Origin of the sequence: Nocardia sp. NPDC050630 (genome assembly GCF_044457245.1) — a bacterium.
GTDB lineage: Bacteria > Actinomycetota > Actinomycetes > Mycobacteriales > Mycobacteriaceae > Nocardia.
On the sequence record NZ_JBITGN010000023.1, the window covers coordinates 89979 to 115301 of the forward strand.

Sequence of the window (25323 nt, forward strand, 5' to 3'; positions counted from 1 at the left end):
CGTCGTTTGATCGACAACGCGAAGAGCTACGGTCACGCACGCATCGCCGAAATGAACCAGCAGCTCGCCGAGAATCTCGACCGTATGATCGGGGAGCTTGGAGACGGCCGGGACCAGATCGAGGGGGCCGCGGATGCCGGCTGACAACTCTCACCTGATCGTTGCCTCAGCCCGTGGACGAGCTGCGGCAACCCGCCGACACGCGACCGCCGCTCTGCGGCGGATGGACGCCGCCAGCAGCCCGATCACCTTCGGGACCCTCGCCCGTGAAGCGGGCGTCTCCAGGTCTTCGCTCTATAACCAGCCCGACCTGAAAGCTGAGATCGAGCGGCTTCGAGTCGGTCGCCGTCCCGCCTCTGCGACCCGGACGATCCCAGATCGGCAACGGGCGTCCGACACCTCGCTGCTGCAACGTCTGGAGGCTGCCACCGAACCAATCGTCGACTGGAAGCCGAGAGCGGGGAACAGTGGCTGCCGGGTGACGGCACAAACGCCCAAGAGGCTCAGAAATTCTCGGCGACGTGCTTGCCGAGATCGAGTTCGACTCCCTAAGGCTGCTGCAAGCCGCGTTCGGACAGGCTGCGCACGCGATCCGCGTTCTCCGGACGCCCTGGGGCCTGGACCGTCTAGCTGAGTTTACTACCACCCGCCAGATGGCACGTACGCCTGCCGTGCGGGAGCAGGCGGCTCGGGCAGGTTCTGTCGCAGGATGACGGTGTGCATCACGTGCGAGATCCCGCACAGGCAAAGGGGCGCGGCAGGTGAGCAGAAACAACCGTGCGTCCCCTCGCGGACCGGGCTGATTGCACGCCGGGCATGTGACGACGAGACGGGCTGCCATACGACCGGCGAACCAGACCGGTCAAGGAGGCGCAGCCGGGGACATCCGCAGCGGACGCCGGACATAGACGGCGCTGCGGGACCAGCGGCCGGCCAGCCGTCAGGTGCGGCGGCCGCCGGCGAAGGCTGCCTGCTCCGGAATGCGCGGAGCGGGCCGCAAGGCCTGCCGCGTTCGTTCACGTCCGGTCATGGAGCATGGGAGGGGCGCGTCTCGGGACTGGAAGCTGCGCTACTTCCGGCCGCGGGCGGCGGCGGTCGGAATCAGTGCCATGGAGCTTTCGTCGACTTCGTTTCCGTCATCGTCGATGAACCCGACGTGCACCGGTCGTTCGGTGCCCGCGACCCGGCGCAGGATGCTCGGCCCGTCCGGCCACGGCAGGTGCTTGTCGCCCCATTGCTGCAGGCCGAGCAGGACGACGAGCAGTTCCCGGCCGGCATCCGTGAGCACGTACGAGAAGCGAGCCCGCTCTCCCGGTTCCTGGTAGGGCACCTTCTCCATCACGCCGTATGCGACCAGCGTGTTCAGGCGTGCGGTGAGAACGTCCGGCGCCACACCGAGCCCGCTGCGGAACTCCGAGAATCGGCTCGACCCCGCCACGGCCTCGCGCAGGATCAGAAACGTCCAGCGCTCGCCCAGCACCTCCAGGCTGCGGGCGATAGCGCAACTATGGTTCGGAATCCTGCCCATGCTGCAAGCTTACCCTGAGTTGGCTATTCCAACTCCGAGGGGTTAAGTTGGAAAAACCTATCCAGCAGGGAGTTGTCTTATGCAGATCGAAGGACAGACCGCACTGGTCACCGGGGCGAACCGCGGCCTGGGACGTCACCTGGCAAAGCAGTTGCGCGACCGGGGCGCGACCGTCTACGCGGCAGCCCGCAATCCCGCAGCCATCGACCTCGACGGCGTGAAGCCGATCGCCCTCGACGTGACCGACCCCGTCTCCATCGCCGCCGCGGCAGAAGCGGCCGGCGATGTGTCGATCCTGGTCAACAACGCCGGTTCGGCCACCTACGCGTCGCTGCTGACGGGCGACTTGACGGAGATCCGCCTGGAGATCGACACCCACTACCTCGGCACCTTGGCAGTCACCCGGGCATTCGCCCCCCAGCTCGGCTCTCACGACAGCAGCGCGCTGCTGAACATCCTGTCGGTCGCCTCCTGGATCAACCACCCCGAGTTCGGTGCCTACTGCGCCGCCAAGTCGGCCTCCTGGTCGATGACGAACGGGCTGCGCCAGGAACTCGCCCCGCAGGGCACCCGGGTCTCGGCGCTGCACGTCGGGTACATGGATACCGACATGACCGCCGGCCTCGACGCGCCGAAGGCCGACCCGGCCGACGTCGCGCGCATCGCCCTCGACGGTATCGCTGCCGGCACCCTCGAGATCATCGCCGACGAGACGAGCAAGACCGTGCTCGCGGGTCTGTCCGGAGGCATCGGCGCGCTCTACCCGCAGTTCGGGACGGGGAATCTCCCGCCCGCATACGTCATCGTCAACTTCGATGTGCTCGACGAGGAGGCAGGCTCGGCCTACGCGGCCGTGGCCCAGCAGTCCATTCTCAACCACGGCGGCCATTACCTGGTCGCGGGACCCGCACCCAAGCCCGTCGAAGGCACCTGGGACTCCTCCGGGTTCGTGGTCATCGAGTTTCCCGACATGGACCGGATCCGGGAATGGTACGACTCCGCCGAGTACCGGCGGGCCCGGGAGATACGAAAGGACAAGGCCCGGGTGACCATGCTGTTCGCCGAGGGCGCACCGCCTGAGGGCTTCTCCCGCCCGGCCTAGCCGGCTGCTGGTGCAGTTGGACGCGCGGTCCGCAACGAGAAATGGCGGGCGCCCGCCTGTCAATGGCCACTTTCAGGTGGAAACACGTCAGGGTGGACACGGGTACTGGCGTGATGTTCTCACGCCGCCGGTGATCACCAAAAATCCTGTGCGCCAGTGGCGAACAGACCGATCTGAGGCCCGGGGTCGTGACTTTCCGGCCTCCAGTCACGTGGCCCTCGGGCATCGGTCTGCTTCGTTGGTTGTGCGCCGAGATCGCCTCGCCCAGTGGATATCCTTGTGTCGGACAGGAGGTTTTGCGGATGGCCTCAAGCGAGGTTCCACTCGGCGATGATGTCGTCGACATGGTGCTCACCGAGCAGTGGGCCGCGTCCGTAGACCCGGCTGGGTGTGCGGGTCAGTTTGATGGGCGCGCGTGCCCGGCACCGGTGGTAGAACACCGACTCCCCCAGCACGAACGCGGTCGATGATCCGCTAAACCTGAGCTTCGGCGACGTGGTCGGGGTATGGATCGTCCCCCGATCAGTTCGAGCACGGCGTTGCCGGCCTTCTTCACCGCCAGGCCCCGTTCGCCGAGCTCACGATGATCGGCGGCGAGGGTAATGGCGTCGGGGTAGCCGAGGAAATCGGGTAGGTGCAGCAGGTAGATGTGTAGGGAATGGCTGGAGATCCACTCTCCGCAGTACAACAGGCGGCGCAGCCGCGTCAGGGGCGGGTCGAGTTCGGCGCCGCACAGCTGCTCGAGTGCGTTGCAGGCGCTGGTCTGGTAGGCGACCGGGCAGATTCCGCAGATGCGGGAGGTGATGTCGGGTGGTTCGGTGTAGGCGCGGCCGCGCAGGAACGCCTCGAAGAAGCGGGGCGGCTCGTAGATGTTCAGTTCGGCACGTTCGACGGCACCGTCGGCGATGATGATCCGCAGCGCGCCTTCGCCCTCCACTCGCGCAAGCGAACTGACTCGCAACTGCCTAGTGCGATGACTCATCGATCTCCTGTCCGCGAAGGCCGGGGCGGCCGCCGCGACAGTGTGAAACACTCGGTCGATATCGTCGGTGGACATGCCATTGACACTCAGGATCGGCAGCAGCGCACGGATATTCGGAGTCGCCATCGGGCCGAAGCAGCCGTAGCAGCCGCGACGGTAAGCCGGGCACAGCGCACCACACCCGGCCTGGGTGACCGGGCCCAGACACGGAATGCCGTGTGCGACGGTCACACACGTGGTGCCGCGACGCTTGCACTCGGTGCAGACGCTGGTGTTCGGCAGGTCGGGGGCACGTCCGGCGAGGAAGGCGCACAGCGTGTCCAACAGTTGGCGACGGTCGATCGGGCAGCCGCGCAGCTCGAAATCCACCGGCACGTGCGCCGAGATCGGTGTCGAGGTGGCCAGCGTCGAAATGTATTGCGGGCTGGCATACACCACGGAGGTGAACTCGGTGACGTCGGCGAAGTTGCGCAGCGCTTGGATGCCGCCGTGCGTTGCGCAGGCACCGATGGTGACGAGAATCCGTGACTGCGACCGGATCTCAATGATGCGGCGCTGTTCCTCGGGTGTGGTGATCGATCCTTCGACCAGTGACACGTCGTAAGGTCCGGGTTCGACCGTGCTGGTCGCCTCGGTGAAATGTGCGATGTGGATGCGTCCGGCCAGGCTCAGCAACTCGTCCTCGCAGTCGAGCAGGGTGAGCTGGCAGCCGTCGCAGGAGGTGAACTTCCACACCGCCAAGGTCGGGGTCTTGGTCTGGGAAGTGTTCATCACAGCTCCCGAATCGATAGCAGCGGTTGGACTGCTGACCGCGACGAATGTCGGGTTGGCCACCTGTCTGCTGACCGAACCGCTCGAGACACCGACACTGCGGGACCGTGTCCGTGCGGGCGTCCTGGACAATTACGGCTACCCCCAGGCCGTGATCAGAGTCGGCTGGGCACCGACGAGCGATGGACAGTTACCCCGCACACCTCGTCGGGCGGTCGAGGATGTGTTGGCTCCATCGACGGTAGGGGTCGCCGAGGCGACCGCCTGCTGATCGGACTTGGACTACTTCCGATCGGGCGATCGCTTTTCCGCCGTCTGCAGGTGTTTTTTCGCGGTCGCCAGGGCAGCCGTCAATCGGTCGCGTGCTTCTCCGGCGACCGCACGTAGCTCCGGTCGGTCGGTGTGGTGCAGGACCTTGCCGCACAGCAGCAACACCGGGTCGGCCGCTTCGACGAGGGTGGTGTCGCCGTCAGTGCGCACTACGACGTTGCACGGCAGCAGTAGTCCGGCCCGGGGATCGGCGGTCAGCGCACGCTGCGCGAGGATCGGGTTGCAGGTGCCGAGAATCAGGTAGTCGTCCATCCGCACACCGAGCTTCGTGTGCAGCGTGGCGCGCACGTCGATCTCGGTCATAATGCCGAAGCCCTGTTCGGCCAATGCCTTTCGCAGTTCCGAGACGGTGTCGGCGAACAGCGCTTGCACCCGCACAGCGAGTGTGGCGGCGATCGGCCGGCGGATCTCGGTCACGAGATCCCCTGTTCGCACAGCGGCGTCGAGTGCCACCAGATACACCTCGGTCGGTGGCCCCATCGGTTGATAGTCGGAGCAGCGGATCCAGTCGTCCAACGCAAGGTAGGCATCACCGATGTGTCGATAGTCGCCGTGGTGCCTGGTGCTGGCGCATAGCGTCGGCTCGGGACGGCGCAAGCTGACTTGTTCAGTGGTGCCGTCGAGAGCGCCGTCGGTCACCGGGAGACCGAAGTCCACCTCGGTGGTCATACCTGGGCCGAGCATGCCCAGATACGTCGTCGACGGTGGACCGGCCGGCGCGATTCCGGTGCGTTCGGCTAACTCGTAGAGTGCGCGCATTCCCTCGCGGATATCGTCACCGGCATGGTCGCCGCGCACCGAGCGACGCAGTTCGAGCACGGTGATGGTGTTCGATTCGACGACCTCGACCCGATATGACATCTCTGGCCTCAGGGCCGGTGTGCGATATGGTCGAGTTCGGCGCGGGCGATGCGGTCTGCCCAAGCCTGCGCGCGTTCCAACTCACCCGACGTGACCGGGCCGAGGATGCCGTCGACGAGGAAGTCCACCGGTCGGTCGACAAGCTCATATCCCAGGCGCCGCAACCGTTTTCCGGCACCATGTGCGGCCGATCCCGGTAGCCAGGAGGGTTTCGCGGCCTTGGTGGCGAAGGCGGCGGCCCGGGAGCCCGGCGGCACCGGCAGTGCCGCGTCGAGCCATTCGCGCATGCCGATATCGACCGCGACCGACGCCTCGGTCCGGCTCGCCGCGTCGCGCCGAGTCCGAGTCCGGCTCATCCCGAGGGCGTGTGTCGGGGCACCGACCACCAGCAGATCCACCGTCGGCTCGGGATGCTGGGCGGCGGCGGCCACATCCAACACCTCCACCTCGCCGTATCCGCCCAATGCCGCTGCGATGGCCCTGGCGATGGCAGCGGTGTTGCCGAACATCGACTCGTAGACGACCCGGATCCGCATCTCGGTCTCCTCTGCGCTGCTACCTGCGGAAACTCCTGCGCTCTCGACGCTACGGCCGCCCGACGGCCGCGCACAGTGCCGAACCGACGCAGGCCGAGGGACTTTCGACCATCCCGTACCGGACTTGCCGACCGCGGTCGCGGACTACCGGGTGTACGAAGGTCGGTGGACCCCGAACAGCGAACCCTTCCGCACCGCCCTGGATCTCGACTCCCACACCTCGTCGAAAAGATCACCCGCGCAACCGGAGTCCGCATCAATGAGGCCGACTACCCGCACCTGGCCTCGATCGACTACTACGTCGACTTCCTCACCACGGCCGGATAGCGCAACAAACGACGGCAGCCATCGGTCAAGACGAATGGACCTCGAGAACCTCGTCGAGTGGTCGTCGTGGTGTCGGGGCCGATGCGGTGTCCTCGGGTGCGATGCCGATGCGGACGATGACCTGGGGGAAATCCCGGTGGGGGATCAGGTCGGTGATCACCGAGCGGCTGGCGGCAAGTTCGGTGATGTGGGTCAGTGCGCAGGTGGCCAGGCCGCGGGCGGTGCATTCGAGCAGCACTTCCGAGAGCGCCTCGCCGGTGTGCAGCCACTGTGCCGGGGTATCACCGAGGGTGCTGAGCACCACCAGCCGGGCCTTGTCCTCCAGGTCGTCTCGGCGGGCCGAATACGGGGCGGAGGGAAAAGTACGTCCGGCATCGACTCTGGCGGCTTCGGCATCCGATGCCAGCGCGGCCACGGGGATGCCCTCTTGGACCTCGGAATGTCCGGCCCACCAATGTAATTCGGTCTGGTAGTCCATATCGTAACGGCGCAACGCCGTGGCATGCTCGGTGACCGCGGCCAGTCGGGGCCTGCTGCTGTCGGCGATCTCGTCGACCGCCACGTGATGTGGTCGCGCCAGTTCGCGCACGGCACCCAGCACGTCGTGCCAGCCGTCCGGCGCCAGCATCGGCAGGCGGTCGGTGCGGCGCCGGTGGATGGCCCGCACCCGGCCAGCCGCTGTGTTCAGCGCACCGGGCCACGGCCGGAACTCCAGCGTGGCCAAAAGGCCCGGTAGATCAGGTTCCGGGAATCGAGTGACCTGGGCAAACCAGCCCATCGACAGGAATGCCAGTCGCCCGTGGTCGAGCACCGCGCCACAGCTGATCACCAGCTGCCTGCCGGTCGGATCCGCCGACTTCAGCAGCCGATCGGTATCGCTGCGCAGTTGCAGTCGCGCGCCGTCGAACATCCAGCACCAAGGCTGGGTGTTGTGCACCGATGGGGCCCGGGAGGCGAGCTTCAGCGCCATCCGCACGGTCCCCAGATCGGGTGTGCTCGCACGATCACTTGCGTTCATATTCCGAGTCTGACCTTCGGGACCCGACCACCACGACGGGCATTGCGCACCTATCCGAGAGACCATGGTCACCGCCGCACTGCACGCACGGAATCGGGACCGATTTGCTGCACCGACTCGCCGACCCGGCTCGCGAACGCGGTATCGAGCGATTCGTCGCGGACGTGCTGCCCGGCCTCCCCACAACTCGCGGTCATTGACGAATTGCCCATGTTGCAACGCTGGAACATGAGGGCCGCCCGGAAAGGGCGAAAGTTCTTCCTGGTCTCACCGGACTGCACTCATACCGCGAATTCTCGCCGCCCCATCACATCCCCCAGGCGTCTGGACCACGACCAAAGCCACGCCCGAACAGGACTAAAGACCGCATCGTGGACCGGTTCGACCAGCGGATCGTGGATGTGTCAGAACAAGCCGGAGGGAATGAGTATGGTCAGCTACGGTACGACGGTCCGAGACGAGTTGCGTGCTCCGACCCGCATGCTTCGGCGCGCGATACCGGATGTGTACGCAGGTTACAAGCAGTTGCACGATGCCGCACTCGCCGCAGGAGTGTTGGACGCGAAGACCAAAGAACTGATCGCCTTGGCAATCGCGGTGAGTAAGGAATGCGATGGGTGCATCGCCGCGCACGCCCACGCCGCGGTCCGCAACGGTGCCACGCCGGCGGAGGCCGCCGAGGCGATCGGTGTCACTTTCCTGATGAACGGTGGCCCCGCGACCGTCTACGGCGCCCGGGCATACGCCGCGATCACCGAGTTCTACGCCGACCGCCGCGACGATGGCATGGCGCGAGCCGATCACACCTGACGCGGATACCGAACAACCGTGGAGGTCGGCCTGCGCTCCGCCCACAAGACAGCCCGCAGCCCGCCGCGACCGCGGTGAGCAGCATCGGGTTGGCCAGCGAGTGCGGGTTAGAGCGGGAGCCGATCGCGTCTTCGAGTGGAGTTGGGCATCCGTTCGAAGCGATGCGGTGCTCGGCTCGGCGGTTTTCGTGCTCGGCTGGGCCGGGCGGCGACGATGATGTCCGTCGCTGACTGTGCCAACGAAGCCGACATACGTGGGCCGACCGGTGGTCGATGCTCCGGCCGGGGTCGGCCTCAGAATCGATGCGCAATCCGATCGGCCCCGGTATGTGCGAGGCGTTCGCCCCAAGCGCGGGCGCATTCCAGCGCACCTTGGGCCAGTGGTCCGGTCACACCGTCGACGAAGAAGTCCACCGGCTCGTCGACGAGTTCATAACGCAAGCGCCGCAATCGTTTACCGGCACTGCGGGCGGCTGAGCCCGGCAACCACGATGGCTTCACAGCCTTCGTGCCGAAGGCCGCGGCCTGGGTGCCCGCTACCACCGGCAGCGCCCTGTCGAGCCATTCCCGGATGCCGACCTCGACGGGGACCAGCGCGTCGGTCCGTTGCGCAGCATCGCGGCGGGTCCGGGCTCGGCTGAGCCCGAGCATATGTGTCGGCCCGCCCACCACCAACAGATCCGCAGCCGGCTGGGGCAGCTCCGCGGCGGCCGCCACATTGAGCAGCTCCACTGTGGCCTACTCGCTGAGCCCCTGAGCGATGGCAGCGGCGATGGCAGCGGTGTTGCCGAACATCGATTCATAGATGACCCGCGCCAGCATGTCGGTCTCCTCCTGATATGAAACTGGGTGGAGGGTGAAATCGACGCTACGGGCGACGGCGCCGTCGAACAGGGCCGAATCGACGCTTACTGAGGTACCTTCGGACATCCGAGGGGGTTCCCGATGACTCTCGGCCGTCGCGTCTGGGTCCGCGGCGCACAGCGCTGGAACGGTTGCCGGCTTGGAACTTCGAGGCACAGGCCTCTGGTCAGGGCACGACCGTCGTCGATTGCGGCTGGGGCAGGCCCAGCGATTGCGCGATCATCGACGACCAGGTGCGGATAGCGCCCCAGTCGCGCAGATCGCCGTAGCGTCCGCCGCCCATGAGGCGGTAGAGCGTGCGTGCCTGTAGCGAGACACCGGCGCGTTCGTAATGCCCGGCGAAGGCGCGATAGTCCCGCGGGGCGACCGACGCGACGAGGCCCGCGATCTTCTTCGGCACGGTGCCGCCGATCCATCGCCCGATCGGGCCGCGCAGTGCTGGACCGAGACCGACACTGAACATCCAGACATCGGTGTTGCGCAGCGCTTCGCGATGGGTCCGAACGAAGGTCGTCGCGGCGGGCAGAAGGTCCCTATTGTGCACCGTGCTACCGAGTATGATCGCGCGGAAATGGGACAAGTCGGGCGTGTGTTCGATGTCGCTCAACTCCACATCGGCGCCACGAGCGCGGAAATCATCGGCGATGAACTCCGCAATATCACGAGTGGATCCCTCTGCGGTCGCGTAGATGACCGCGATCCGGGGTGTATTCGATTCCATGCCCCCAGCGTGGTGCAATGCGGGGCTTATCGGTCAGAGTCGTGATACCCGGGCTACCGGGACCAATGACCCATCGGAGGCAGCTGCGGCGCGGATCAGGCGACGGCAGTGCTGGGTCTCATAGAATTGTGGTTCGAAAGGCAGGCCGCATGTCCACCAACGGCAACTGGCTCGCCCGAATCGCTGCGACCACCGTGCCCGGCTCGGTGGTGCTGATCCGGCGCGATCTTTCTCTTCGAAGCCATTCCGAAGTTCCTGCGGCCCGAGACGCTCGGCACCGGCCGGTTCGACAAGGCTGATATCCCGGCGGCGGGATTCGTTGCAGCACTCGACGGAGTATTCGAAATCGGCTGCGGTGCACTGATTCTGGCCGGTCTGCTTACGCGGCTCGCGGCGATTCCGATGATCGTGGACATGATCGGCGCACTGCTGATCACCAAATTGCCCTTCCTCTGGGGTACGGCCGCATTGTTCACCAGCAAGTCCGGGTGGTGGGATTTCGTGCACGAATCCCGCGTCGACCTGGCCCAACTATGCGGAAGCGTGTTCTTGCTCATCGTCGGTTTGGGCGCCTACTCGGCCGACGCCGCGCTGGGCCGGGGCACCGGAAGTCGTCGGTAGGTGTCATTCGGCGCGTGTGTCATTGGTACCCGCAGGACAGGGCGATCGGCCCTGCCGACGCCGTGCTTGCGGGCGCACAGTGGTGCTACCTGCCGAACCGAACCGCAGTCTGCCCCGGTTCGTGATGTCGAGGAGATGCCCGAGCATGATGTATTGGTACGACCACGACCTCAATGGGTGGGGCTACGCCGGGATGAGCGTCGGAATGGTGTTGTTCTGGGGTCTGCTGATCGCCGCGTTCGTGCTGGTGGTTCGCATGGTCACCCGCTCCGATCATCCCGCCTCGACCGGTCCGTCGCTGCGGGCCGCTGAGCATCTGCTCGCGAAGCGCTTCGCACGCGGCGAGATCGATGAGAAGGAATACGTGAGTCGGCTCGAGACGCTGCACGCGCATACCGCGCCGCCGGGGTCACGGCGGTGATGAACGGCCCTACCCAGGAGACGATCGGAGTCGCGATGTCGGTGATCGAACGAAACAGTGTGGGGGATCGGGTCGAAGCTTTGCCGGCTCGTCGGGCGATGGTGGGATCGGCATTGGCGGTCGTGCGGGCGGGGAGGTTGGAGTTCTTCTCCGGCAACGGTTTCGCCGATCTCGCCGCGCATCGGCGCATGACCGTGGGTACGGTGGTGCGGGTCGCGTCGATCACCAAGACGTTCACCGCACTCGGGATTATGCAGTTGGTGCAGCGGGGCCTGCTCGACCTCGATGTCCCGGTGGAGAAGTACCTGCGCGCCTTCCCGCTCGTTCCCGCCGACCCCGCTTTTCGGCCCGCCACCGTGCGCCACTTGTTGACCCACACCGCAGGGATCGGCGAGACAGCGCATCCCGCAAGGGTTTTGCGGCCGGACTTCGGTGAGAGCATGGATCCGGGCACGCCGATCCCAGCGCTGGCGGACTACTACCGAGCCGGCTTGCGCCTGCGGGCCGAACCCGGCACTCGGTGGACCTACTCCAACCACGGGTTCGCCGCGCTCGGGCAGATCATTGCGGACGTCAGTGGAACCTCGTTGGCACAGTATCTGCGCGAGAACATCTTTCGACCACTCGGCATGACCGATACCGACCTGGAGCTCACACCGAGCATGCGCGCACGCCTCGCGACGGGCTACCACCTGCGGGGCAGCGGACCACGCGCCATCACCCTTCGCGAGATGGTGACCGCTGGAGCCGCGTCGGCCTACTCGACGCCCCGCGACATGGCGCGCTATCTGGCAGCGCTCTCCGGCGGCGGGGCCAACGAATTCGGCGCGGTTGTCGAATTCAGCACGCTGGCAACGATGTTCGAGCCGCAGTATCAGCCGGATCGGCGGATACCGGGGATGGGTCTGGCTTTCTTCCGTGGCGTCGCGGGTAGTCATCGAATCGTCGAACATCAGGGCATACTGCCCGGGTTCGACTCCCAGATCTGGGTCGCGCCCGACGACGGGCTCGGGATTTTCGCAAGCACGAACGGCGCGCACCGTGCCATGCTGTGGCTACCCGCGGAGGTTTCCGAGCTGATGAATGATCTGCTGGGTGTGCGTGCCGACGCGATTCGAACCGATGTCGGTCACCATCCGGAGATCTGGAACGAGATCTGCGGCTACTACCGCCTGCCCGGCGCCCTCACCGATCTTCGTGCCCGTTCGATGATCGGCGCTGGGGTGCAGGTCCGGATCCATTCCGGCAGGCCCGTGCTGCGGCTCTTGACCCCCGTTCCGAGCTTGCTGCGCGGATTGCCGCTGCATCCTGACGACCCCAGCGATCCGTGGGTATTCCGGGTCGACCTCACCCGGTTCGGCATCGGTACGGGCCGGATCGTGTTCACGCGGGACTCGGCGGGCGACTCGATGCGCATGCATTTCGATCTAGTACCGATGACGCTGCTGCGCCGCGGCGACCGATAAACGAGGAATCAGCCGCGTGTGGCGCCGATGTCGGTCCGCACGGTCGCCGCGGCGCAAACACCGGATTGGGCGGCTGGTCGAGGCGGTTGGGTTGGCGAAAGCGGGCGAGCGCTGTGCTCCAGCCAGCGGCCCGCCATCGCCGTACGCCGATGGTGCGGTGTGATGCCGCGGCCGAGCAGGAGCCTCGGTTCCCGGCATCCGCCCGATCGCCTGGATGTGTCGGGGGCATTCGGCTCCTCTCCACATGACCTCCGGCTCTTGATCGGGCCGACAAATCGCCCCAGCCTTGAGCTGTGAGCACAGGCGAGCAGGTCGCACAATTGATCGACGCGCGCCGATATGACGCGGTGATCTTCGATATGGACGGTGTGGTCACCGACAGCGCATCGATGCACGCCGCCGCGTGGACCGAACTGTTCGACCCCTTCCTGGCGTCTCGGCCCGCCGAGCCCGGGCAGGACCGCTCGCCATTCACCGCGGTGGACTACCAGCGCTTCGTCGACGGCAAGCCGAGATATAGCGGTGTGGCGGATTTCCTTACCGCACGCGGTATTTCGCTGCCCTGGGGGGATCCGTCCGATCCGGAGGACGCTGCCACGGTGTGCGGTCTCGGCAATCGGAAGGATCACCTGTTCCAGGATCGGCTGGCCCGCGACGGCGTTCCGGTCTTCGAGTCCACCGTCGCCTTGGTGCGTGAACTGCGGGACGCGGGGATCGGTACGGCGGTCTTCTCCGCCAGCCGCAACTGTGCCCAGGTGCTCGAGGCGGCCGGAATCGGGGACCTGTTCGCGGTACATGTCGACGGCGCTGTCGCCGAAAACCTCCGGCTGCCGGGGAAACCCGATCCGGCCATGCTGGTCGAGACGGCTCGGCGGCTCAGCGCGGATCCGGGCCGGACGGTCGTGGCCGAGGACGCCGAAGCGGGGGTGACGGCCGGGCGGCGCGGCGGTTTCGCGCTGGTGATAGGTATCGATCGAACCGGGCACGCCGATCAATTGCGCGCGCATGGGGCCGATGTCGTGGTTGCCGATCTGGCCGAGGTGCGGGTGCGCGCTGGGTTCCGACGCATGTCGGAGATTCCGGGTGCGCTGGAGTCATGGCCCCGGATATCTGCTCTGCTCGACACCGCGAATGTGGCCGTGCTGATGGACTTCGACGGAACGCTCGCCCAGATCGTGCCCGATCCGGATGCCGCCGTCCTGGTCGACGGCGTGGCGGCCGCGATTACCGAACTCGCCGGTATCTGCCCGGTCGCGATCATCAGCGGTCGCGATCTCACGGACCTGCGCAAGCGGGTTGGTCTGGAGGGGATTTGGTATGCGGGCAGCCATGGTTTCGAATTGATCGATCCGGCCGGCGGTTACCACGTGCACGACGCGGCACCGACCGCCGAGCACGCCATTGCCGCTGCCGCGGATGAGCTGACCCGTCGATTGGCCGAAATTCCCGGAATTCTGGTGGAGCACAAGCGATTCGCTGTCGCGGTGCACTACCGCAACGCCGCGCCGGAGGTGGTGGCCTGTGTGATCGGCGCCGTCCATGCGGTCGCGCAACAGTCCGGGCTTCGTATCTCCAACGGTCGCAAGGTTACCGAGTTGCGCCCCGATACGGATTGGGACAAGGGCCGGGCGCTGGACTGGATCCTGGATCAGCTCGCCCGCCCGGAGCTGCCGATCTACCTCGGCGACGATCTCACCGATGAGGACGCCTTCGACGCGGTCGCCGCACACGGGATCGGAATCGTGGTGCGCCACAGTGAGGATGGCGATCGGCGCACGGCCGCACGGTTCGCGGTGGACGGGCCGGACCGGGCCAGGAAACTCCTCGACCGACTCGCCGGGACATTGCATCGCGAATCCGACGCGGACACGGCCGATGCCTGGACACTGGCCTTCGACGGCTACGACCCCCACACGGAGAAACTCCGAGAAGCATTGTGCGCGCTCGGCAACGGCTACTTCGCTACGCGCGGCGCGGCGCCGGAAGCACGGGCGGGGGAGCACCACTATCCCGGGACTTATGCGGCTGGCATCTACAACCGGCTCACCGACGAGATCGCCGGGCAGCAAGTCGCCAACGAGAGTCTGGTGAACCTGCCGAACTGGCTGCCGGTGTCGTTCCGGATCGAGGACGGCCCGTGGTTCGACCTCGACACCACCGAACTGCTGTTCTACCGGCAGGAACTGGACCTGCGCCGGGCCGTGTTCACCCGCCGCTTCCGGTTCCGCGACGCCGCGGGCCGGATCACCGCGGTCGAGCACCGGCGGGTGGTCGCTATGCACCGACCCCATGTCTGCGCTCTGGAGACCACGGTTGTCGCCGAGAACTGGTCGGGGCGCCTGGTGATCCGTTCGGCCCTGGACGGAGCTGTCCGAAATGAGCTGGTGCAACGCTATCGGGGGCTGTCCGGCGACCATCTCACCGACATGCAGGGGACAAAGCTGTCCGCTGATTCGGTGTTGCTGACGGTCCGGACCAGCCGGTCTGGAATTTCGGTGGCACTCGCGGCGCGCAGCAGGATCCTGCAGAACGGGGAAATCATCAATCGGGCAGGGGATTTCGTCGAACAAGATGGAATGATCGGACACGATTTCACCGTCGAGGTGACTGGCGGGGCAGCGGTCACCCTGGAGAAGACGGTCACCATCTGCACTGGGCGTGATCACGCGACCTCGACGCCGGATGAGGAGGTCGTGCGGTGGCTCAGCGCCGAGGGCGGATACGGGCAACTACTCGACGGTCATGTCGCGGCCTGGGAACGCCTGTGGGATCGGCTGTCCATCGAACTCGAAGACCGCAAGAACGCGGCCCGCGTGCTGCGCGTGCATCTGCTGCATCTACTGCAGACGCTCTCGCCCAATACTGCCGATCTCGACGTCGGTGTCCCCGCGCGCGGACTGCACGGTGAGGCGTACCGCGGACATGTGTTCTGGGATGAACTGTTCGTCTTCCCGGTACTCAACCTGCGCTTTCCCGCCCTGACCCGATCGTTGCTCCGGTATCGCTACCGGCGACTACCCGAGGCGCGACGCGCGGCGCACGAAAACGGCCTCGCCGGAGCGATGTTCCCATGGCAGTCCGGCAGCGACGGGCGCGAGGAAAGCCAGCAAATGCATCTCAATCCACGATCCGGACGGTGGAATCCCGACCCGAGCCAGCGAGCCAATCACATCGGCATCGCGATCGCCCACAACGTGTGGCAGTACTACCAGGTGACCGGCGACCGCGAGTTCCTGCGCGAATGTGGCACCGAGATGCTAGTGGAGATCGCCCGGTTCTGGTCCAGTATCGCCAGCTACGACACAACCCGGGACCGCTACCGAATCCGGGGTGTGATCGGACCGGACGAATTCCATTCTGGTTATCACGCACGCCCTTTCGACGGAATCGACGACAACGCCTATACCAACATCATGGCGGTGTGGGTGATTCGTCGCGCTCTCGACGCGCTCGACCTGCTCGCGCCGCGCGAACGCACTGAACTGCTGGAAACCCTCGGTGTGGCGCCATCGGAACCACAGCATTGGGCCGACGTCAGCCGCCGCATATACGTGCCGTTCCATGATGGCATCATCAGCCAGTTCGAGGGCTACGACCAACTGGCAGAACTGGATTGGGCACGGTACCGGCAGCGGTACGGCGATATCCAGCGACTGGACCGCATACTCGAGGCGGAGGGCGACGACATCAATCGCTACCGGGCCGCCAAGCAGGCCGACGTGCTGATGCTGTTCTATCTGCTGTCCTCCGACGAACTGCGGGAACTGCTGGGAGAACTCGGCTACGACCTGCCCGCATCGATGATCCCCTGCAGCATCGACTACTACCTCGCCCGGACCTCACACGGATCGACACTGAGCAGCGTCGTCCATTCTTGGGTGCTGGCCCGCGCCAACCGGGAGCGAGCGATGGAATTCTTCGACAGCGTCCTCGAGTCCGATATCGGTGACATCCAGGGTGGCACCACCGCCGAGGGTATCCACCTCGCCGCGATGGCAGGCAGCATCGACTTGTTGCAACGCTGCTTCACGGGCCTCGAAACCCGTGCCGAGCGTTTGATATTCGCGCCGCACTGGCCGTCATCCCTTGGTGCGCTGACCTTCCCGATCACCTACCGCGGGCACCAACTCAGAATCCGAATCAGCGGCAGCGACGTCGAGGTCAGGTCGGAGCCGGGAAACTTGCCACCGATCGAGATCGAATGCCGCGGACAGATCGAACAGCTGGCCCCCGGCTGGACCTTCCGGGCTCGCGCCTAGCGGCCCCTGATTCGAATAGCACACTGTGGCAACGGAGGAGCCGATCATGCGGTGGTATCACGACTATCTGCGCTGGCTGTATCGCACCGGCCGTCCGAATCTGTTCGCACGCGTACAGAATTGGCTCTCAGCCCGCGCTTTCGCGGCCGGAATCATGCCCCGCCGGGTCGCCGCGTTGGGGATCCGGGGGCGGCGCAGCGGTCGCCTCATCTGGTTTCCGATCGTGCTGACCGAATTCGACGGTCGACGGTATGTGGTAATCGATGCTCGGTGCCAACGTCAACTGGGTGCGCAATCTGACCGCCGCAGACGGCCGAGCCATCCTGCGGCACGGTCGCCGGGAGACGATCTGGCTCGTGCTGGTCGATCCGGAAAGCCGGGCCCCGATCCTGCGGCGCTACCTCCAACTGGCACCGGGCGCGCGACCACACATCCCGATACCACGCGATGCCCCGGTCGCCGACTTCGAGCGCATCGCCCCGGACTATCCGGTATTCCGCATCGCCCCGGGCCAGTAGGCCCCGCACCGCGCCGGCGCGACAGGACATCGGCCACAGGACGTCGTTGAGACCGTTCCGCGCGCTTGCCCGAGTGTCGGGGGCCAACGTCACCATCCCCGGTTACCTTGGCATCTGCCCCCGCGGCGCCCCAGCGAGAAGAATTGCCGTTATAGCGGGCAGTTTCCCAGCCGGTGGCCGGGCCTCGGCGGCTGCCGGGGTAGGTGGCTGTGATGAGCGAATTGGGCCCGCTCGATTCGGGTTTCATGGAGATGGAAGACGCCGACCGGCACATCAGTCTCGGGATCGGCGCGGTTGCGATCATCGCCGGTCCGGTACCGACGCGCCAGGAGTTCACCGCCGCGATGGCTGGCAGCCTGGTGAGCGATAGTCGGCTCCGCCAGCGCGTACGCCGTACCGTCGCGGATCTCGCCGCCCCGGTGTGGGAGGACGATCCAAATTTCGATCTGGCACATCACCTGCGGTGGACGGCGCTGCCGGAGCCCGGCGACGAGGCGGCGCTGCGCGAATTGGTCGCCGCCGAACTCGAGGAACGACTCGACCGAGACCACCCGCTGTGGCAGTGCATCGTCGTCGAGCATCTGGCAGAGGATCGCTGGGCGCTGATCATCAAAGCCCATCACACTTTGGTGGACGGCGCGTCCGGCATCGGCCTGTTCGAGAGTCTCTGCGATCCAGAATCCAGCACACGTGCGCCGCGCCTGAGCACCGGTACACGTCAACGGATCAACGCTTTCGGCTTGGCGGCCGGGGGCATTCGACTGTCGATGGCCATGCCAAGAATGGCCTTCGACATCACGCGGGCCCTGATTCCGGTCGTGTACGCCGCAGTAACGCCGACCGGCACATCCTCGTTCAACGGCACGATCGGCCGACAGCGGCGCTACGCCGTCGCACGCACGTCACTGGCGGACATCGCGAAGATCCGGGCCGCATTCGGTGTGACTGTCAACGATGTCGCCCTCGCAGCCGTCGCCTCGGCCTATCGAACCGTGCTGCACAAGCGCGGCGAGGAACCGACCGCCGATAAAATCCGAATCCTGGTGCCGGTGTCCATGCGTCGCGAGGACGCGAAATATGTTCTCGACAATCGAGTTTCGGCGATGCTGCCGTATCTGCCGGTCGAGATCTCCGATCCGGTCGAGCGGCTCACCGCCGTCCACCAGCGCATCGCACGACACCGATCACGCGGTGAGGCCGAAGCCGAGAAGTCCGTGCTGTCGATGGCGGGCCGGCTCCCGTTCGCATTCGTCGCGTGGACCCTGCGGCTGGCCATGCATTACCCCCAGCACGGTGTCAGCGCGCTCGCCACGAATGTCCCCGGCCCGAGGCGGAAGTTATCGCTACAGGGCCGTGAGGTCCTAGAGATCCTGCCCTGTATCCCGATCGCCATGCGACTGCGCACCACCATCGCGATCCTCAGCTACACCGACCGGCTGACCTTCGGCATCACCGGCGACTACGACACCACCCCGGATATCGACCTGATCGCCGACGAAATCGAGCACGGAATCACAGAACTGCTGGACCGTGCCCGCTAACGAAACCAGAAGACGACTCTCAGCGATCGGCCGTCTTGACCAGATACGACCGGAGCCGTATGGGTATCTGGACCGCACCGCCAGCGTGCCCCGTGTGCGCGTGGGTTGACCGACCGCATCATCGGACGTCGAGTCAGTGGTCTTGTAGCGATTGGATGGCTGCGCGGAGTTTGGTGGTGGCTTCGGCGGCGATGGGTTCGAATTCGGGTTCGCCGGTGAGCTGGACCATGAGGTCCGGGTTCATGGCTTCGACGATGATGGTGTCGGCGGCCGTGGGGTCGCTGCGGACGATCACGTTGCAGGGCAGGAGGAGTCCGATCTGGCGGTTCACGCCGACGGCGCGGTGAGCCAGGGGTGGGTTGCAGGCGCCGAGGATTCGGTAGTTCTCCATGTCCTGGCCGAGTTTGACCTTCAGTGTGGCTTGCATGTCGATGTCGGTGAGGACGCCGAATCCCTGTTCGGACAGGGCTTTACGGGTCAGTTCAACGGCTTCGTCGAAGCTGGTGTGCAGTGTTGTCGAGAGGGCTAGGTTCATGATGCGGTCTGCTTTCTGCCGGTTCGGTTGGGGTGATGCGGTGTCGGGTGTGTGGCATTGCGCAGTTGGTCGCGGTGTCGGGGACGCCCAGGCGATGGAGTAGTAGTGTCGCCGGACACCATCCCATTGCGCTGTAGAACAGCAGGTTCGCACCGACGAGCCCGGTCGCTATCAGCCACCACGGCGAGGCCACCGCGGCCAGCAGCGTGCTGACCAGTACGAACGTGCCTGCCAGCAGCGGCACGAGCCGCGCGATGGACCAGCCGCGCTGGCGAGCCGGTAGGTGCATGATTTCCAATCGTGTTGGGATCCTTGGTTGTTCAGGCCAGGGCGAGGAAGAGCTTCTCCAGCTCGGCTTCGGTCATCGGCTCGGAACCGTCGGTGCTTTGTCCGGTGAGGCATTCGCGCAGTCCGGTGGCGACGATCTTGAATCCGGCCCGGTCGAGCGCGCGTGACACGGCGGCGAGTTGGGTGACGACGTCCTTGCAGTCGCGGCCCTGCTCGATCATGGAGATCACTCCGGCGAGTTGGCCGTGTGCGCGGCGCAGCCGGTTGAGTACCTGGGCGATAGTTTCTTCGTTGCCGACCATGGTGTTTCCCTTTTCGTTGGATACCTCACTCAAGGATACCCGTGGGGGTATATACGGTGGGGGTACGGTGCGCGGCGTAGGTGATTTCAGTGGTGGGCGAAGCTGATCGAGGGGAGTGCCCTGCGCAGCCAGTTCGGTGACCACCAGGCGCCGTGTCCGGTCAGCCGCAGTAGCACCGGCAGTAGCACCAGTCGTACCGCGGCCGCGTCGAGCAGAACCGCGACGCCGAGGATGATGCCCATCTCCTTTGGTGGTAGCGGCTCGGAGAGTGCAAAGGTGAAGAACACCGCGACCATGACCGCGGCGGCGGCGAAGATCACTCGTCCGGAGTGGGCCAGGCCGTCGACCTGGGCGGTCTTAGGGTGACCGGTGTGCTCGTAGTGTTCCTTGGCGGTTGCGAGCAGGAATACCGTGTAGTCCATCGCGATCGCGAAGATCATGGCGAAGAAGAACACCGGTCCCCACCCGTCCAGGAAGCCTTGCGGGGTGAAGCCGAGCAGTCCTGCGCCGTGTCCGTCCTGGAAGATCAGTTTCGCGACGCCGAAGGCCGCGGCGGTGGACAGCAGGCTGACCACGGTGCCGAGGGCGGCGATCACCGGTGCCTGCAGCGCGATCAGCAGCAGGGCGAAGCCGAGGACGAGGATGATCGCGACGATGATAGGGAAGTAGTCGTCGAGAGCTTGCTGCAGGTCGAGGTTCTCCGCGGGTGCGCCGCCGACCAGTGCGGCAGCGGGCAGCTCGTCACGCAATCGGTCGAGGATTCCGCCCATCCGCGGGTCCGATGGATCGACCTCGGGTAGTGCCCGCATCGTCGCTAGGCCGCTGTCGTCGAGTGCGAGCTGCGGCGGGGTGACCATGCTGATCCCGTCGACTCCCTTGGCGGCTGCGGCGACCTGTGCTGCCTGGGCGGCCGGGGTGATGATCTGCAGCATGCCGGGTGCGCCCTCGCCCATCTGGGACTGGATCAGTTCGTAGCCATGGCGCACCGGCGCGTCGGTCGGCACGACCTGGATGGAGGGCATGGCCACTTTCAGTCCGAACACCGGGATCGACAGGGCGATCAGCACAGTGACCGCGCCGATCGCGAACGGCCACGGATGGTTGTGCAGCAGCCCACCCCACGCCGCGAACCGCGGCGAGCGGTGCTGCTGATGCTTGGCATGCGGCAGCGCGCCAGCATTGATCTTGCCGCCCAGCGCCCCCAACGCCGCGGGCAGCAGCGTCATGGTGGCCAGCAGCACGAAGAACACCGCGAACATGATCCCGACCGCCATCGTCCGCACCGCGGGCGCTGGCACGATCAGCACCGCCGACAAACTGACCAGGACCGTCAGCCCGGACAGCGCAACCGCCTTGCCCGCGGTGTTCATCGTTTCGGCGACCGCCGCCTCGGGGCTGGCGGCGGTGGTGCGTGCGTCACGGAATCGGGCGACGATGAACAGCGCGTAGTCGATACCGAGCGCCAAGGCGAACATCATCGCGAAGTTCATTGCCCACACCGAGATCGGAGTGAGGTGGTTGAGCAGTACCAGTCCACCGGCCGAGGCGACCAGCCCCGCCAGGGTGAGCAGCAGCGGCAGCCCGGCGGCGACGAGGGATCCGAACGCCAGCACCATGATCGCCAAAGTCACCGGCCAGGAAAACATTTCGGCCTTGATCATGGCGTCGTGGTTGGCCTTGTTGAAGTCGCTCCACAGCGCTGAGCTGCCCGTGGGATAGACCTCGATGCCGTTGCCGGATATGGCGGTCAACGCGTGCTTGTGCTCGTCGACGGCCCTGACCATGTCATCGGTGGACGCGTTCGCGCCGGCGATGAAAATCCCGGTGTGCCCGTCCGGGGTGATCGAGGTCCCCGGCTGTGGTGCGATCAGTTCGCCGAAGCGTGCATCGCCGGTGAAGATCTCGGTGACCTCGCCGAGAACCCGCTGAACCGCCGGACTCTCGATGGTCTCGGTATCGGAATGGACCACCACTTGCACCGCCGCTGAGGAGTTCCCGCCGAAATGCTGCTGCGCCAGCTCGCGCACCCGCACCGACTCCGACCCGTCGGCCTGCCATCCCGCCCCCGCGAGCGAGGTGAACACACTCGGCGCGGCGGCGCCCAGGACGATCAATACCAGCAACCAAACGCCGAAGACGACCCGGGCATGCCCGGCCATCACGGACCCGAGCCTGCCCAGCATCCCGCCGGAGCTGCTCGGCGGTGCGGTGTCGCGAGCCGGGGAAACAACCACAGAGTCGGTCATCGCTATCTCCTTCATACCCCTGGGGGTATATTGATGTCGGATCCGAAGATACCCCACGGGGTATAGGAGAGTGAAGGGTGGCATTCGGCACAGCGCATGTCGGAGTCGCCGGACGCCGATATGGAAGGAAGCTGAAAATGGCCGCGATAGATCTCTACCTCGACCCGGTGTGCCCATTCGGATGGGTGGCCGCCCAGTGGCTGCTGGATGCCGCCCACGAGCATCGGACGCCGGTCACGCTGCGGCAGATGAGCTTGGCCGTGCTCAATGACGGCAACGACGTCGACTCCCATCATCGGCCCATGATCGACAGATCGCGGCGGCTCGGACGCCTCTTCGCGGCCGTCACCGACCAGCACGGGCCGGATGGGTTCGCGCGCCTGTATCGAGCCTTCGGCGCGAGCGCCCATGCCCAGCGGGAAGAGGTCACTCTCGCCGCCATCGCGGGCATGCTCCAAAGTCTCGGAATGGACCGGTCACTGGCCGATACCCTCGACGCCAGCGAATTGGACCAAGCCGTTGCCCGGGCCCACGAAGTCAGCCAGCAAGTGCTGGGAGGGCGTGGTGGCAGCCCGATCATTGCCATCGACGGCCACGGTTTCTTCGGCCCGGTTCTCACTCGGATTCCCGATGCCGAGAAAGGCGCCGCCCTGCTCGACGCCCTGATCGCCGCGGCGGGAACGCCGGAATTCGCTGCCCTGCAACGGCCGTACTCGGGGGCGCCGACCACCGAACGGGAACAGGGCGCCTGATGTGCTACCCGGTCAGCTGCCGCAGCCGCGGAAAGACGACGTGGTTCGGGTGCGGAGCGCACGGCGACCAGGTCCGGTTCATTGTCCCGAAACCGCTGGGGCACCAAGGATATTCGGGTCAGACCCGCTCGACAGCACTCACGGGAACGTCGGTGACTCAGGGTGCGCGGTAGCGCACAGCGAATGAAACGGACAGCAGACCCGCTCCGGCCATCGGCTGATGTGCAGGGCGGGTGTGTCCGTCATACCCGCAGACTCGAAAGTGGTGGCAATGACGGTGTCGTCCATGGCTGTCCGCGCGCCCGCCGACAGGGCGAACCAGCATCATGGTGCGGACTTCGGGAACGCAGGATTGCTCGATCGGCCACACAGGTACGTCCGGCGGGATGAACGCGCCACAAGCCCTGACTGCCGCCTATCGACTCGGCGGTGGCCTAGGACATCGGCAAAAGGGCCCCCGGCCTCTTCCGTCGATCATGCGCGCTGCGGTCCAGTGGGATGGATCGGCGTTTACCCCGGTCGGGAGGAGTATGTGATGAGTCGAATGACCAGGCAGGCTCGGTGGTGGGCGGCACGGCTGGGCGGTTGGCTGGCACCGGTGCTGGTGGTGGTCACGGTGGCAGCGCTGGCGATCGGCGCGGTCCTGTGGGTGTTCGGCTTGCGCGGTGCTGCCGACGGGTTCTGGATCGGGGCGACAGTGGCGGCGTTCGTTCCCGCGCTCTTCTGGATGATCGCCACGCTTGTGAAGGGCCGGGCCGGTGTCGACCTGATCGCGGTGTTGTCGTTGGCGGGAACGCTCTGGGTTGGCGAGTATCTCGCAGGCGCATTGATTGCCGTCATGCTGGCCGGTGGACGAGCCCTCGACGCCGCCGCCGAACGCCGTGCTTCACGGGATCTGCGCGCCCTTTTGGAGCACGCACCCCGGTCGGCTCGCCGTCGTGTTGGCGATGAGGTGACGGTGATTCCACTCGGCCAGGTCGTCGTCGATGACGTGCTTGTGGTCGCGGCGGGCGAGATAGTGCCGGTCGACGGGCGAATCCTGAATGCCGTCGCGATGCTCGACGAGTCGGTGCTGACCGGGGAACCGCTGCAGGTGGAGCGTGGGGTTGGCGAGCCGGTGCGCAGCGGTGTCGTCAATGCCGGCGATGCGTTCGAGATGTGTGCGAGCGCGACGGCGGCCGAGAGTACCTACGCCGGGATTGTGCGGCTAGCCGAGCAGGCCGGCGCCGAGAACGCACCGGTGGTGCGGCTTGCTGATCGGTATGCGGCGTGGTTCCTGCCGCTCGCGCTACTTGTCGCCGGTGCCGCTTACGCAACGAGCGGCTCGGCAGTGCGGGCGGTCGCCGTCTTGGTGGTTGCGACACCGTGCCCGCTGCTGTTGGCCGCCCCCGTGGCGATCGTCTCTGGACTGTCGCGGGCGTCGCGCCTGGGAGTCGTCGTGCGTGGCGGGAGCGCATTGGAAAGCCTCGGCGACGCAACCACTTTGGTGATGGACAAGACCGGCACTCTCACCGCGGGCCGCCCCCAAGTCGTCGAAGTGATAGCCGCGCCGGGCCGCGAGGCGGCGGAGATGATGCGGCTGGCCGCGTCGGTGGATCAGGTGTCGCCGCACGTGCTGGCCGAAGCGATAGTCACCGAAGCTCTCGCGCGCGATATCGACCTGTCGGCACCTACCGAAGTGGCTGAGCAGGCCGGCCGTGGGGTGTCCGGCACCGTGGACGGCCACCGGGTTGATGTCGGCAAACTGCGCGACCCGTTCACGAGTGCCGGCTGGGCCCGCGCGGTCGTCAACCGGGCAAGCCTGGACTCGGCCGCGATCGCCTGGATCGTCGTCGACGGCGAACTCGCAGCGATCCTGCTGCGAGACCCGTTGCGCCGACACGCACCCCGCACCATTAGGCGACTGCGTGAGGCCGGTCTGAACCGACTGGTCATGCTCACCGGCGACCGGCGGCTTCGCCGATCGGGTCGAACTGCCACACACCGTTCATGCGGGACAGTTTGGCGCCCAGATCGCGGTGTATTCGAAGACGCCCGTTTGACGCAGTACCCCGACGATGATCATCATCCCGAACAGCAGCAGGATGACATCCCAGTCGACGCCGGTGTCGTGGGAGAAGAACGCCTCCCTGGAATCGAGCACCCCGAGCGCGAGGATCACCGCCGCGCCACCGAGCGCGGCTTTGGTTTTGTGGATGCGTTCGGTGGCGATGAGCAGATACGCCACCGCGAACGTGGCGACCGCGATCGCGGTCACCGGTGATCACCCGCGTGCGGGCAGCCGTTCACGTGGCCGCGAGCGCCACCTGCAGTAACCGTGATGCGGTGATCACGCCGATCGTCCGGGTTCCGTCGACCACCGCGAGCAATGGGCATCGGCAGCGGGCCATCAGCGCGGCGACTTCGATCACGGTGTCGTCGGCGTGGGCCATGCCGTCCTCGCGGCGCGGGGGGTGCAGCAGCCGGCGATCGTGGTGGGCTGGTCCTACGGTGGCGTGCTGGGGTGGCATTGGGCCGACCGCAAT

Annotated in this window: 24 protein-coding genes and 6 pseudogenes; 14 read left to right on the forward strand and 16 right to left on the reverse strand. The window is 66.2% G+C overall.

All coding sequences use genetic code 11. The features are described 5' to 3' along the window. The first annotated feature begins 6 nt into the window (after positions 1-6). Entirely contained in the window at positions 7-144 is a 138-nt protein-coding gene (locus ACIBG0_RS36145; protein WP_364342166.1) for a hypothetical protein, read from the forward strand. Between the two features lie 925 nt (positions 145-1069). Here the strand turns inward: ACIBG0_RS36145 and ACIBG0_RS36150 are convergent. Next, the gene (locus ACIBG0_RS36150) at positions 1070-1528 is read right to left on the reverse strand and encodes a winged helix-turn-helix transcriptional regulator (RefSeq protein WP_397038991.1); all 459 of its coding nucleotides are present in this window, start codon (positions 1526-1528) and stop codon (positions 1070-1072) included. A 79-nt stretch (positions 1529-1607) separates the two neighbouring features. Here ACIBG0_RS36150 and ACIBG0_RS36155 point away from each other — a divergent pair, with 79 nt between their 5' ends. Beyond that, a complete protein-coding gene (locus tag ACIBG0_RS36155; RefSeq protein WP_397038992.1) occupies positions 1608-2630 on the forward strand; it encodes an SDR family oxidoreductase in 1023 nt (340 codons plus the stop codon). Positions 2631-3135: 505 nt separating this feature from the next. On the opposite strand, the pseudogene ACIBG0_RS36160 reads toward ACIBG0_RS36155, so the two are convergent. Then, positions 3136-3612: pseudogene (locus tag ACIBG0_RS36160) on the reverse strand (nickel-dependent hydrogenase large subunit); the annotation flags it as partial. 6 nt (positions 3613-3618) lie between these two features. After that, positions 3619-4383, reverse strand: a pseudogene (locus ACIBG0_RS36165) (oxidoreductase); the annotation flags it as partial. Between ACIBG0_RS36165 and ACIBG0_RS36170 the strand changes: the two are divergent. After that, a complete protein-coding gene (locus ACIBG0_RS36170) occupies positions 4376-4654 on the forward strand; it encodes a hypothetical protein (RefSeq protein ID WP_397038993.1) in 279 nt (92 codons plus the stop codon). The pseudogene ACIBG0_RS36165 and the gene ACIBG0_RS36170 sit on opposite strands and share 8 nt — an antisense overlap. A gap of 11 nt (positions 4655-4665) precedes the next feature. On the opposite strand, the gene ACIBG0_RS36175 is transcribed toward ACIBG0_RS36170, so the two are convergent. Next, positions 4666-5574: a DUF302 domain-containing protein gene (locus tag ACIBG0_RS36175; protein ID WP_397038995.1), complete on the reverse strand. Its 909-nt coding sequence runs from the start codon at positions 5572-5574 to the stop codon at positions 4666-4668. Between the two features lie 8 nt (positions 5575-5582). Next, complete coding sequence (locus ACIBG0_RS36180) at positions 5583-6110, reverse strand: hypothetical protein (protein ID WP_397038997.1); 528 nt, start codon at positions 6108-6110, stop codon at positions 5583-5585. A gap of 165 nt (positions 6111-6275) precedes the next feature. Between ACIBG0_RS36180 and ACIBG0_RS36185 the strand changes: the two genes are divergently transcribed. Further along, positions 6276-6437: a hypothetical protein gene (locus tag ACIBG0_RS36185; RefSeq protein ID WP_397038998.1), complete on the forward strand. Its 162-nt coding sequence runs from the start codon at positions 6276-6278 to the stop codon at positions 6435-6437. Positions 6438-6462: 25 nt separating this feature from the next. On the opposite strand, the gene ACIBG0_RS36190 is transcribed toward ACIBG0_RS36185, so the two are convergent. Continuing rightward, positions 6463-7455, reverse strand: a complete 993-nt coding sequence (locus ACIBG0_RS36190) for an Acg family FMN-binding oxidoreductase (protein WP_397039000.1) — start codon at positions 7453-7455, stop codon at positions 6463-6465. A 68-nt stretch (positions 7456-7523) separates the two neighbouring features. Continuing rightward, entirely contained in the window at positions 7524-7667 is a 144-nt protein-coding gene (locus ACIBG0_RS36195; protein WP_397039003.1) for a hypothetical protein, read from the reverse strand. Between the two features lie 217 nt (positions 7668-7884). Here ACIBG0_RS36195 and ACIBG0_RS36200 point away from each other — a divergent pair, with 217 nt between their 5' ends. Then, entirely contained in the window at positions 7885-8265 is a 381-nt protein-coding gene (locus ACIBG0_RS36200) for a carboxymuconolactone decarboxylase family protein (protein ID WP_397039005.1), read from the forward strand. A gap of 293 nt (positions 8266-8558) precedes the next feature. Here ACIBG0_RS36200 and ACIBG0_RS36205 read toward each other — a convergent pair whose 3' ends face one another. The 3 genes from ACIBG0_RS36205 to ACIBG0_RS36215 all read right to left on the reverse strand — a co-directional run bounded on the left by ACIBG0_RS36205 (position 8559) and on the right by ACIBG0_RS36215 (position 9849). After that, a complete protein-coding gene (locus ACIBG0_RS36205) occupies positions 8559-8996 on the reverse strand; it encodes a hypothetical protein (RefSeq protein ID WP_397039007.1) in 438 nt (145 codons plus the stop codon). Between the two features lie 6 nt (positions 8997-9002). After that, a complete protein-coding gene (locus ACIBG0_RS36210; RefSeq protein WP_397039010.1) occupies positions 9003-9194 on the reverse strand; it encodes a hypothetical protein in 192 nt (63 codons plus the stop codon). Positions 9195-9294: 100 nt separating this feature from the next. Continuing rightward, positions 9295-9849 (reverse strand): flavodoxin domain-containing protein, encoded by a 555-nt coding sequence (locus ACIBG0_RS36215; protein ID WP_397039013.1) that lies wholly within the window; start codon positions 9847-9849, stop codon positions 9295-9297. Positions 9850-10104: 255 nt separating this feature from the next. On the opposite strand from ACIBG0_RS36215, the pseudogene ACIBG0_RS36220 reads away from it, so the two are divergent. From ACIBG0_RS36220 to ACIBG0_RS36250, 7 genes and pseudogenes are all read left to right on the forward strand, one after another. After that, positions 10105-10227: pseudogene (locus ACIBG0_RS36220) on the forward strand (DoxX family protein); the annotation flags it as partial. Positions 10228-10251: 24 nt separating this feature from the next. Then, complete coding sequence (locus tag ACIBG0_RS36225; RefSeq protein WP_397039015.1) at positions 10252-10470, forward strand: hypothetical protein; 219 nt, start codon at positions 10252-10254, stop codon at positions 10468-10470. A gap of 145 nt (positions 10471-10615) precedes the next feature. Further along, positions 10616-10891, forward strand: a complete 276-nt coding sequence (locus tag ACIBG0_RS36230) for an SHOCT domain-containing protein (protein WP_397039016.1) — start codon at positions 10616-10618, stop codon at positions 10889-10891. 35 nt (positions 10892-10926) lie between these two features. Further along, positions 10927-12357 (forward strand): serine hydrolase domain-containing protein, encoded by a 1431-nt coding sequence (locus ACIBG0_RS36235; RefSeq protein WP_397039019.1) that lies wholly within the window; start codon positions 10927-10929, stop codon positions 12355-12357. A 293-nt stretch (positions 12358-12650) separates the two neighbouring features. Further along, on the forward strand, positions 12651-16616 hold the full coding sequence (gene otsB, locus ACIBG0_RS36240; RefSeq protein WP_397039022.1) for a trehalose-phosphatase: 3966 nt from the start codon (positions 12651-12653) through the stop codon (positions 16614-16616). Between the two features lie 263 nt (positions 16617-16879). Continuing rightward, complete coding sequence (locus tag ACIBG0_RS36245; RefSeq protein ID WP_397039024.1) at positions 16880-17134, forward strand: hypothetical protein; 255 nt, start codon at positions 16880-16882, stop codon at positions 17132-17134. 212 nt (positions 17135-17346) lie between these two features. Beyond that, entirely contained in the window at positions 17347-18675 is a 1329-nt protein-coding gene (locus ACIBG0_RS36250; protein ID WP_397039026.1) for a wax ester/triacylglycerol synthase family O-acyltransferase, read from the forward strand. Between the two features lie 133 nt (positions 18676-18808). Here ACIBG0_RS36250 and ACIBG0_RS36255 read toward each other — a convergent pair whose 3' ends face one another. The 4 genes from ACIBG0_RS36255 to ACIBG0_RS36270 form a co-directional block, all read right to left on the reverse strand. Next, positions 18809-19210 (reverse strand): DUF302 domain-containing protein, encoded by a 402-nt coding sequence (locus tag ACIBG0_RS36255; RefSeq protein ID WP_397039029.1) that lies wholly within the window; start codon positions 19208-19210, stop codon positions 18809-18811. Further along, the gene (locus ACIBG0_RS36260) at positions 19158-19499 is read right to left on the reverse strand and encodes a DUF2892 domain-containing protein (RefSeq protein ID WP_397039031.1); all 342 of its coding nucleotides are present in this window, start codon (positions 19497-19499) and stop codon (positions 19158-19160) included. The genes ACIBG0_RS36255 and ACIBG0_RS36260 overlap by 53 nt, the downstream gene beginning before the upstream one ends. A 31-nt stretch (positions 19500-19530) precedes the next feature. Then, positions 19531-19800, reverse strand: a complete 270-nt coding sequence (locus tag ACIBG0_RS36265; protein WP_364348323.1) for a metal-sensitive transcriptional regulator — start codon at positions 19798-19800, stop codon at positions 19531-19533. Between the two features lie 86 nt (positions 19801-19886). After that, a complete protein-coding gene (locus ACIBG0_RS36270) occupies positions 19887-22046 on the reverse strand; it encodes an MMPL family transporter (RefSeq protein ID WP_397039033.1) in 2160 nt (719 codons plus the stop codon). A 137-nt stretch (positions 22047-22183) separates the two neighbouring features. Here ACIBG0_RS36270 and ACIBG0_RS36275 point away from each other — a divergent pair, with 137 nt between their 5' ends. Both ACIBG0_RS36275 and ACIBG0_RS36280 read left to right on the forward strand, forming a co-directional pair. Beyond that, positions 22184-22798, forward strand: coding sequence for a disulfide bond formation protein DsbA (locus ACIBG0_RS36275; RefSeq protein WP_397039036.1), 615 nt, complete (start codon positions 22184-22186; stop codon positions 22796-22798). Between the two features lie 544 nt (positions 22799-23342). Continuing rightward, positions 23343-24749: pseudogene (locus ACIBG0_RS36280) on the forward strand (heavy metal translocating P-type ATPase); the annotation flags it as partial. A gap of 54 nt (positions 24750-24803) precedes the next feature. Here the strand turns inward: ACIBG0_RS36280 and ACIBG0_RS36285 are convergent. Continuing rightward, positions 24804-25055: pseudogene (locus ACIBG0_RS36285) on the reverse strand (SLC13 family permease); the annotation flags it as partial. 28 nt (positions 25056-25083) lie between these two features. Continuing rightward, positions 25084-25323: pseudogene (locus ACIBG0_RS36290) on the reverse strand (hypothetical protein); the annotation flags it as partial.

Bases quoted from the DNA above. Each gene is read 5' to 3' on its own strand.
- ACIBG0_RS36195 (WP_397039003.1), bottom strand. From the start codon at position 7,667: ATGGGCAATTCGTCAATGACCGCGAGTTGTGGGGAGGCCGGGCAGCAC.
- ACIBG0_RS36200 (WP_397039005.1), top strand. From the start codon at position 7,885: ATGGTCAGCTACGGTACGACGGTCCGAGACGAGTTGCGTGCTCCGACC.
- ACIBG0_RS36180 (WP_397038997.1), bottom strand. From the start codon at position 6,110: ATGCGGATCCGGGTCGTCTACGAGTCGATGTTCGGCAACACCGCTGCC.
- ACIBG0_RS36275 (WP_397039036.1), top strand. From the start codon at position 22,184: ATGGCCGCGATAGATCTCTACCTCGACCCGGTGTGCCCATTCGGATGG.
- ACIBG0_RS36190 (WP_397039000.1), bottom strand. From the start codon at position 7,455: ATGAACGCAAGTGATCGTGCGAGCACACCCGATCTGGGGACCGTGCGG.
- ACIBG0_RS36245 (WP_397039024.1), top strand. From the start codon at position 16,880: ATGCTCGGTGCCAACGTCAACTGGGTGCGCAATCTGACCGCCGCAGAC.
- ACIBG0_RS36255 (WP_397039029.1), bottom strand. From the start codon at position 19,210: ATGAACCTAGCCCTCTCGACAACACTGCACACCAGCTTCGACGAAGCC.
- ACIBG0_RS36155 (WP_397038992.1), top strand. From the start codon at position 1,608: ATGCAGATCGAAGGACAGACCGCACTGGTCACCGGGGCGAACCGCGGC.
- ACIBG0_RS36235 (WP_397039019.1), top strand. From the start codon at position 10,927: ATGTCGGTGATCGAACGAAACAGTGTGGGGGATCGGGTCGAAGCTTTG.
- ACIBG0_RS36225 (WP_397039015.1), top strand. From the start codon at position 10,252: ATGATCGTGGACATGATCGGCGCACTGCTGATCACCAAATTGCCCTTC.
- ACIBG0_RS36215 (WP_397039013.1), bottom strand. From the start codon at position 9,849: ATGGAATCGAATACACCCCGGATCGCGGTCATCTACGCGACCGCAGAG.
- ACIBG0_RS36270 (WP_397039033.1), bottom strand. From the start codon at position 22,046: ATGACCGACTCTGTGGTTGTTTCCCCGGCTCGCGACACCGCACCGCCG.
- ACIBG0_RS36150 (WP_397038991.1), bottom strand. From the start codon at position 1,528: ATGGGCAGGATTCCGAACCATAGTTGCGCTATCGCCCGCAGCCTGGAG.
- ACIBG0_RS36210 (WP_397039010.1), bottom strand. From the start codon at position 9,194: ATGTCCGAAGGTACCTCAGTAAGCGTCGATTCGGCCCTGTTCGACGGC.
- ACIBG0_RS36250 (WP_397039026.1), top strand. From the start codon at position 17,347: ATGAGCGAATTGGGCCCGCTCGATTCGGGTTTCATGGAGATGGAAGAC.
- ACIBG0_RS36175 (WP_397038995.1), bottom strand. From the start codon at position 5,574: ATGTCATATCGGGTCGAGGTCGTCGAATCGAACACCATCACCGTGCTC.
- ACIBG0_RS36230 (WP_397039016.1), top strand. From the start codon at position 10,616: ATGATGTATTGGTACGACCACGACCTCAATGGGTGGGGCTACGCCGGG.
- ACIBG0_RS36260 (WP_397039031.1), bottom strand. From the start codon at position 19,499: ATGCACCTACCGGCTCGCCAGCGCGGCTGGTCCATCGCGCGGCTCGTG.
- ACIBG0_RS36265 (WP_364348323.1), bottom strand. From the start codon at position 19,800: ATGGTCGGCAACGAAGAAACTATCGCCCAGGTACTCAACCGGCTGCGC.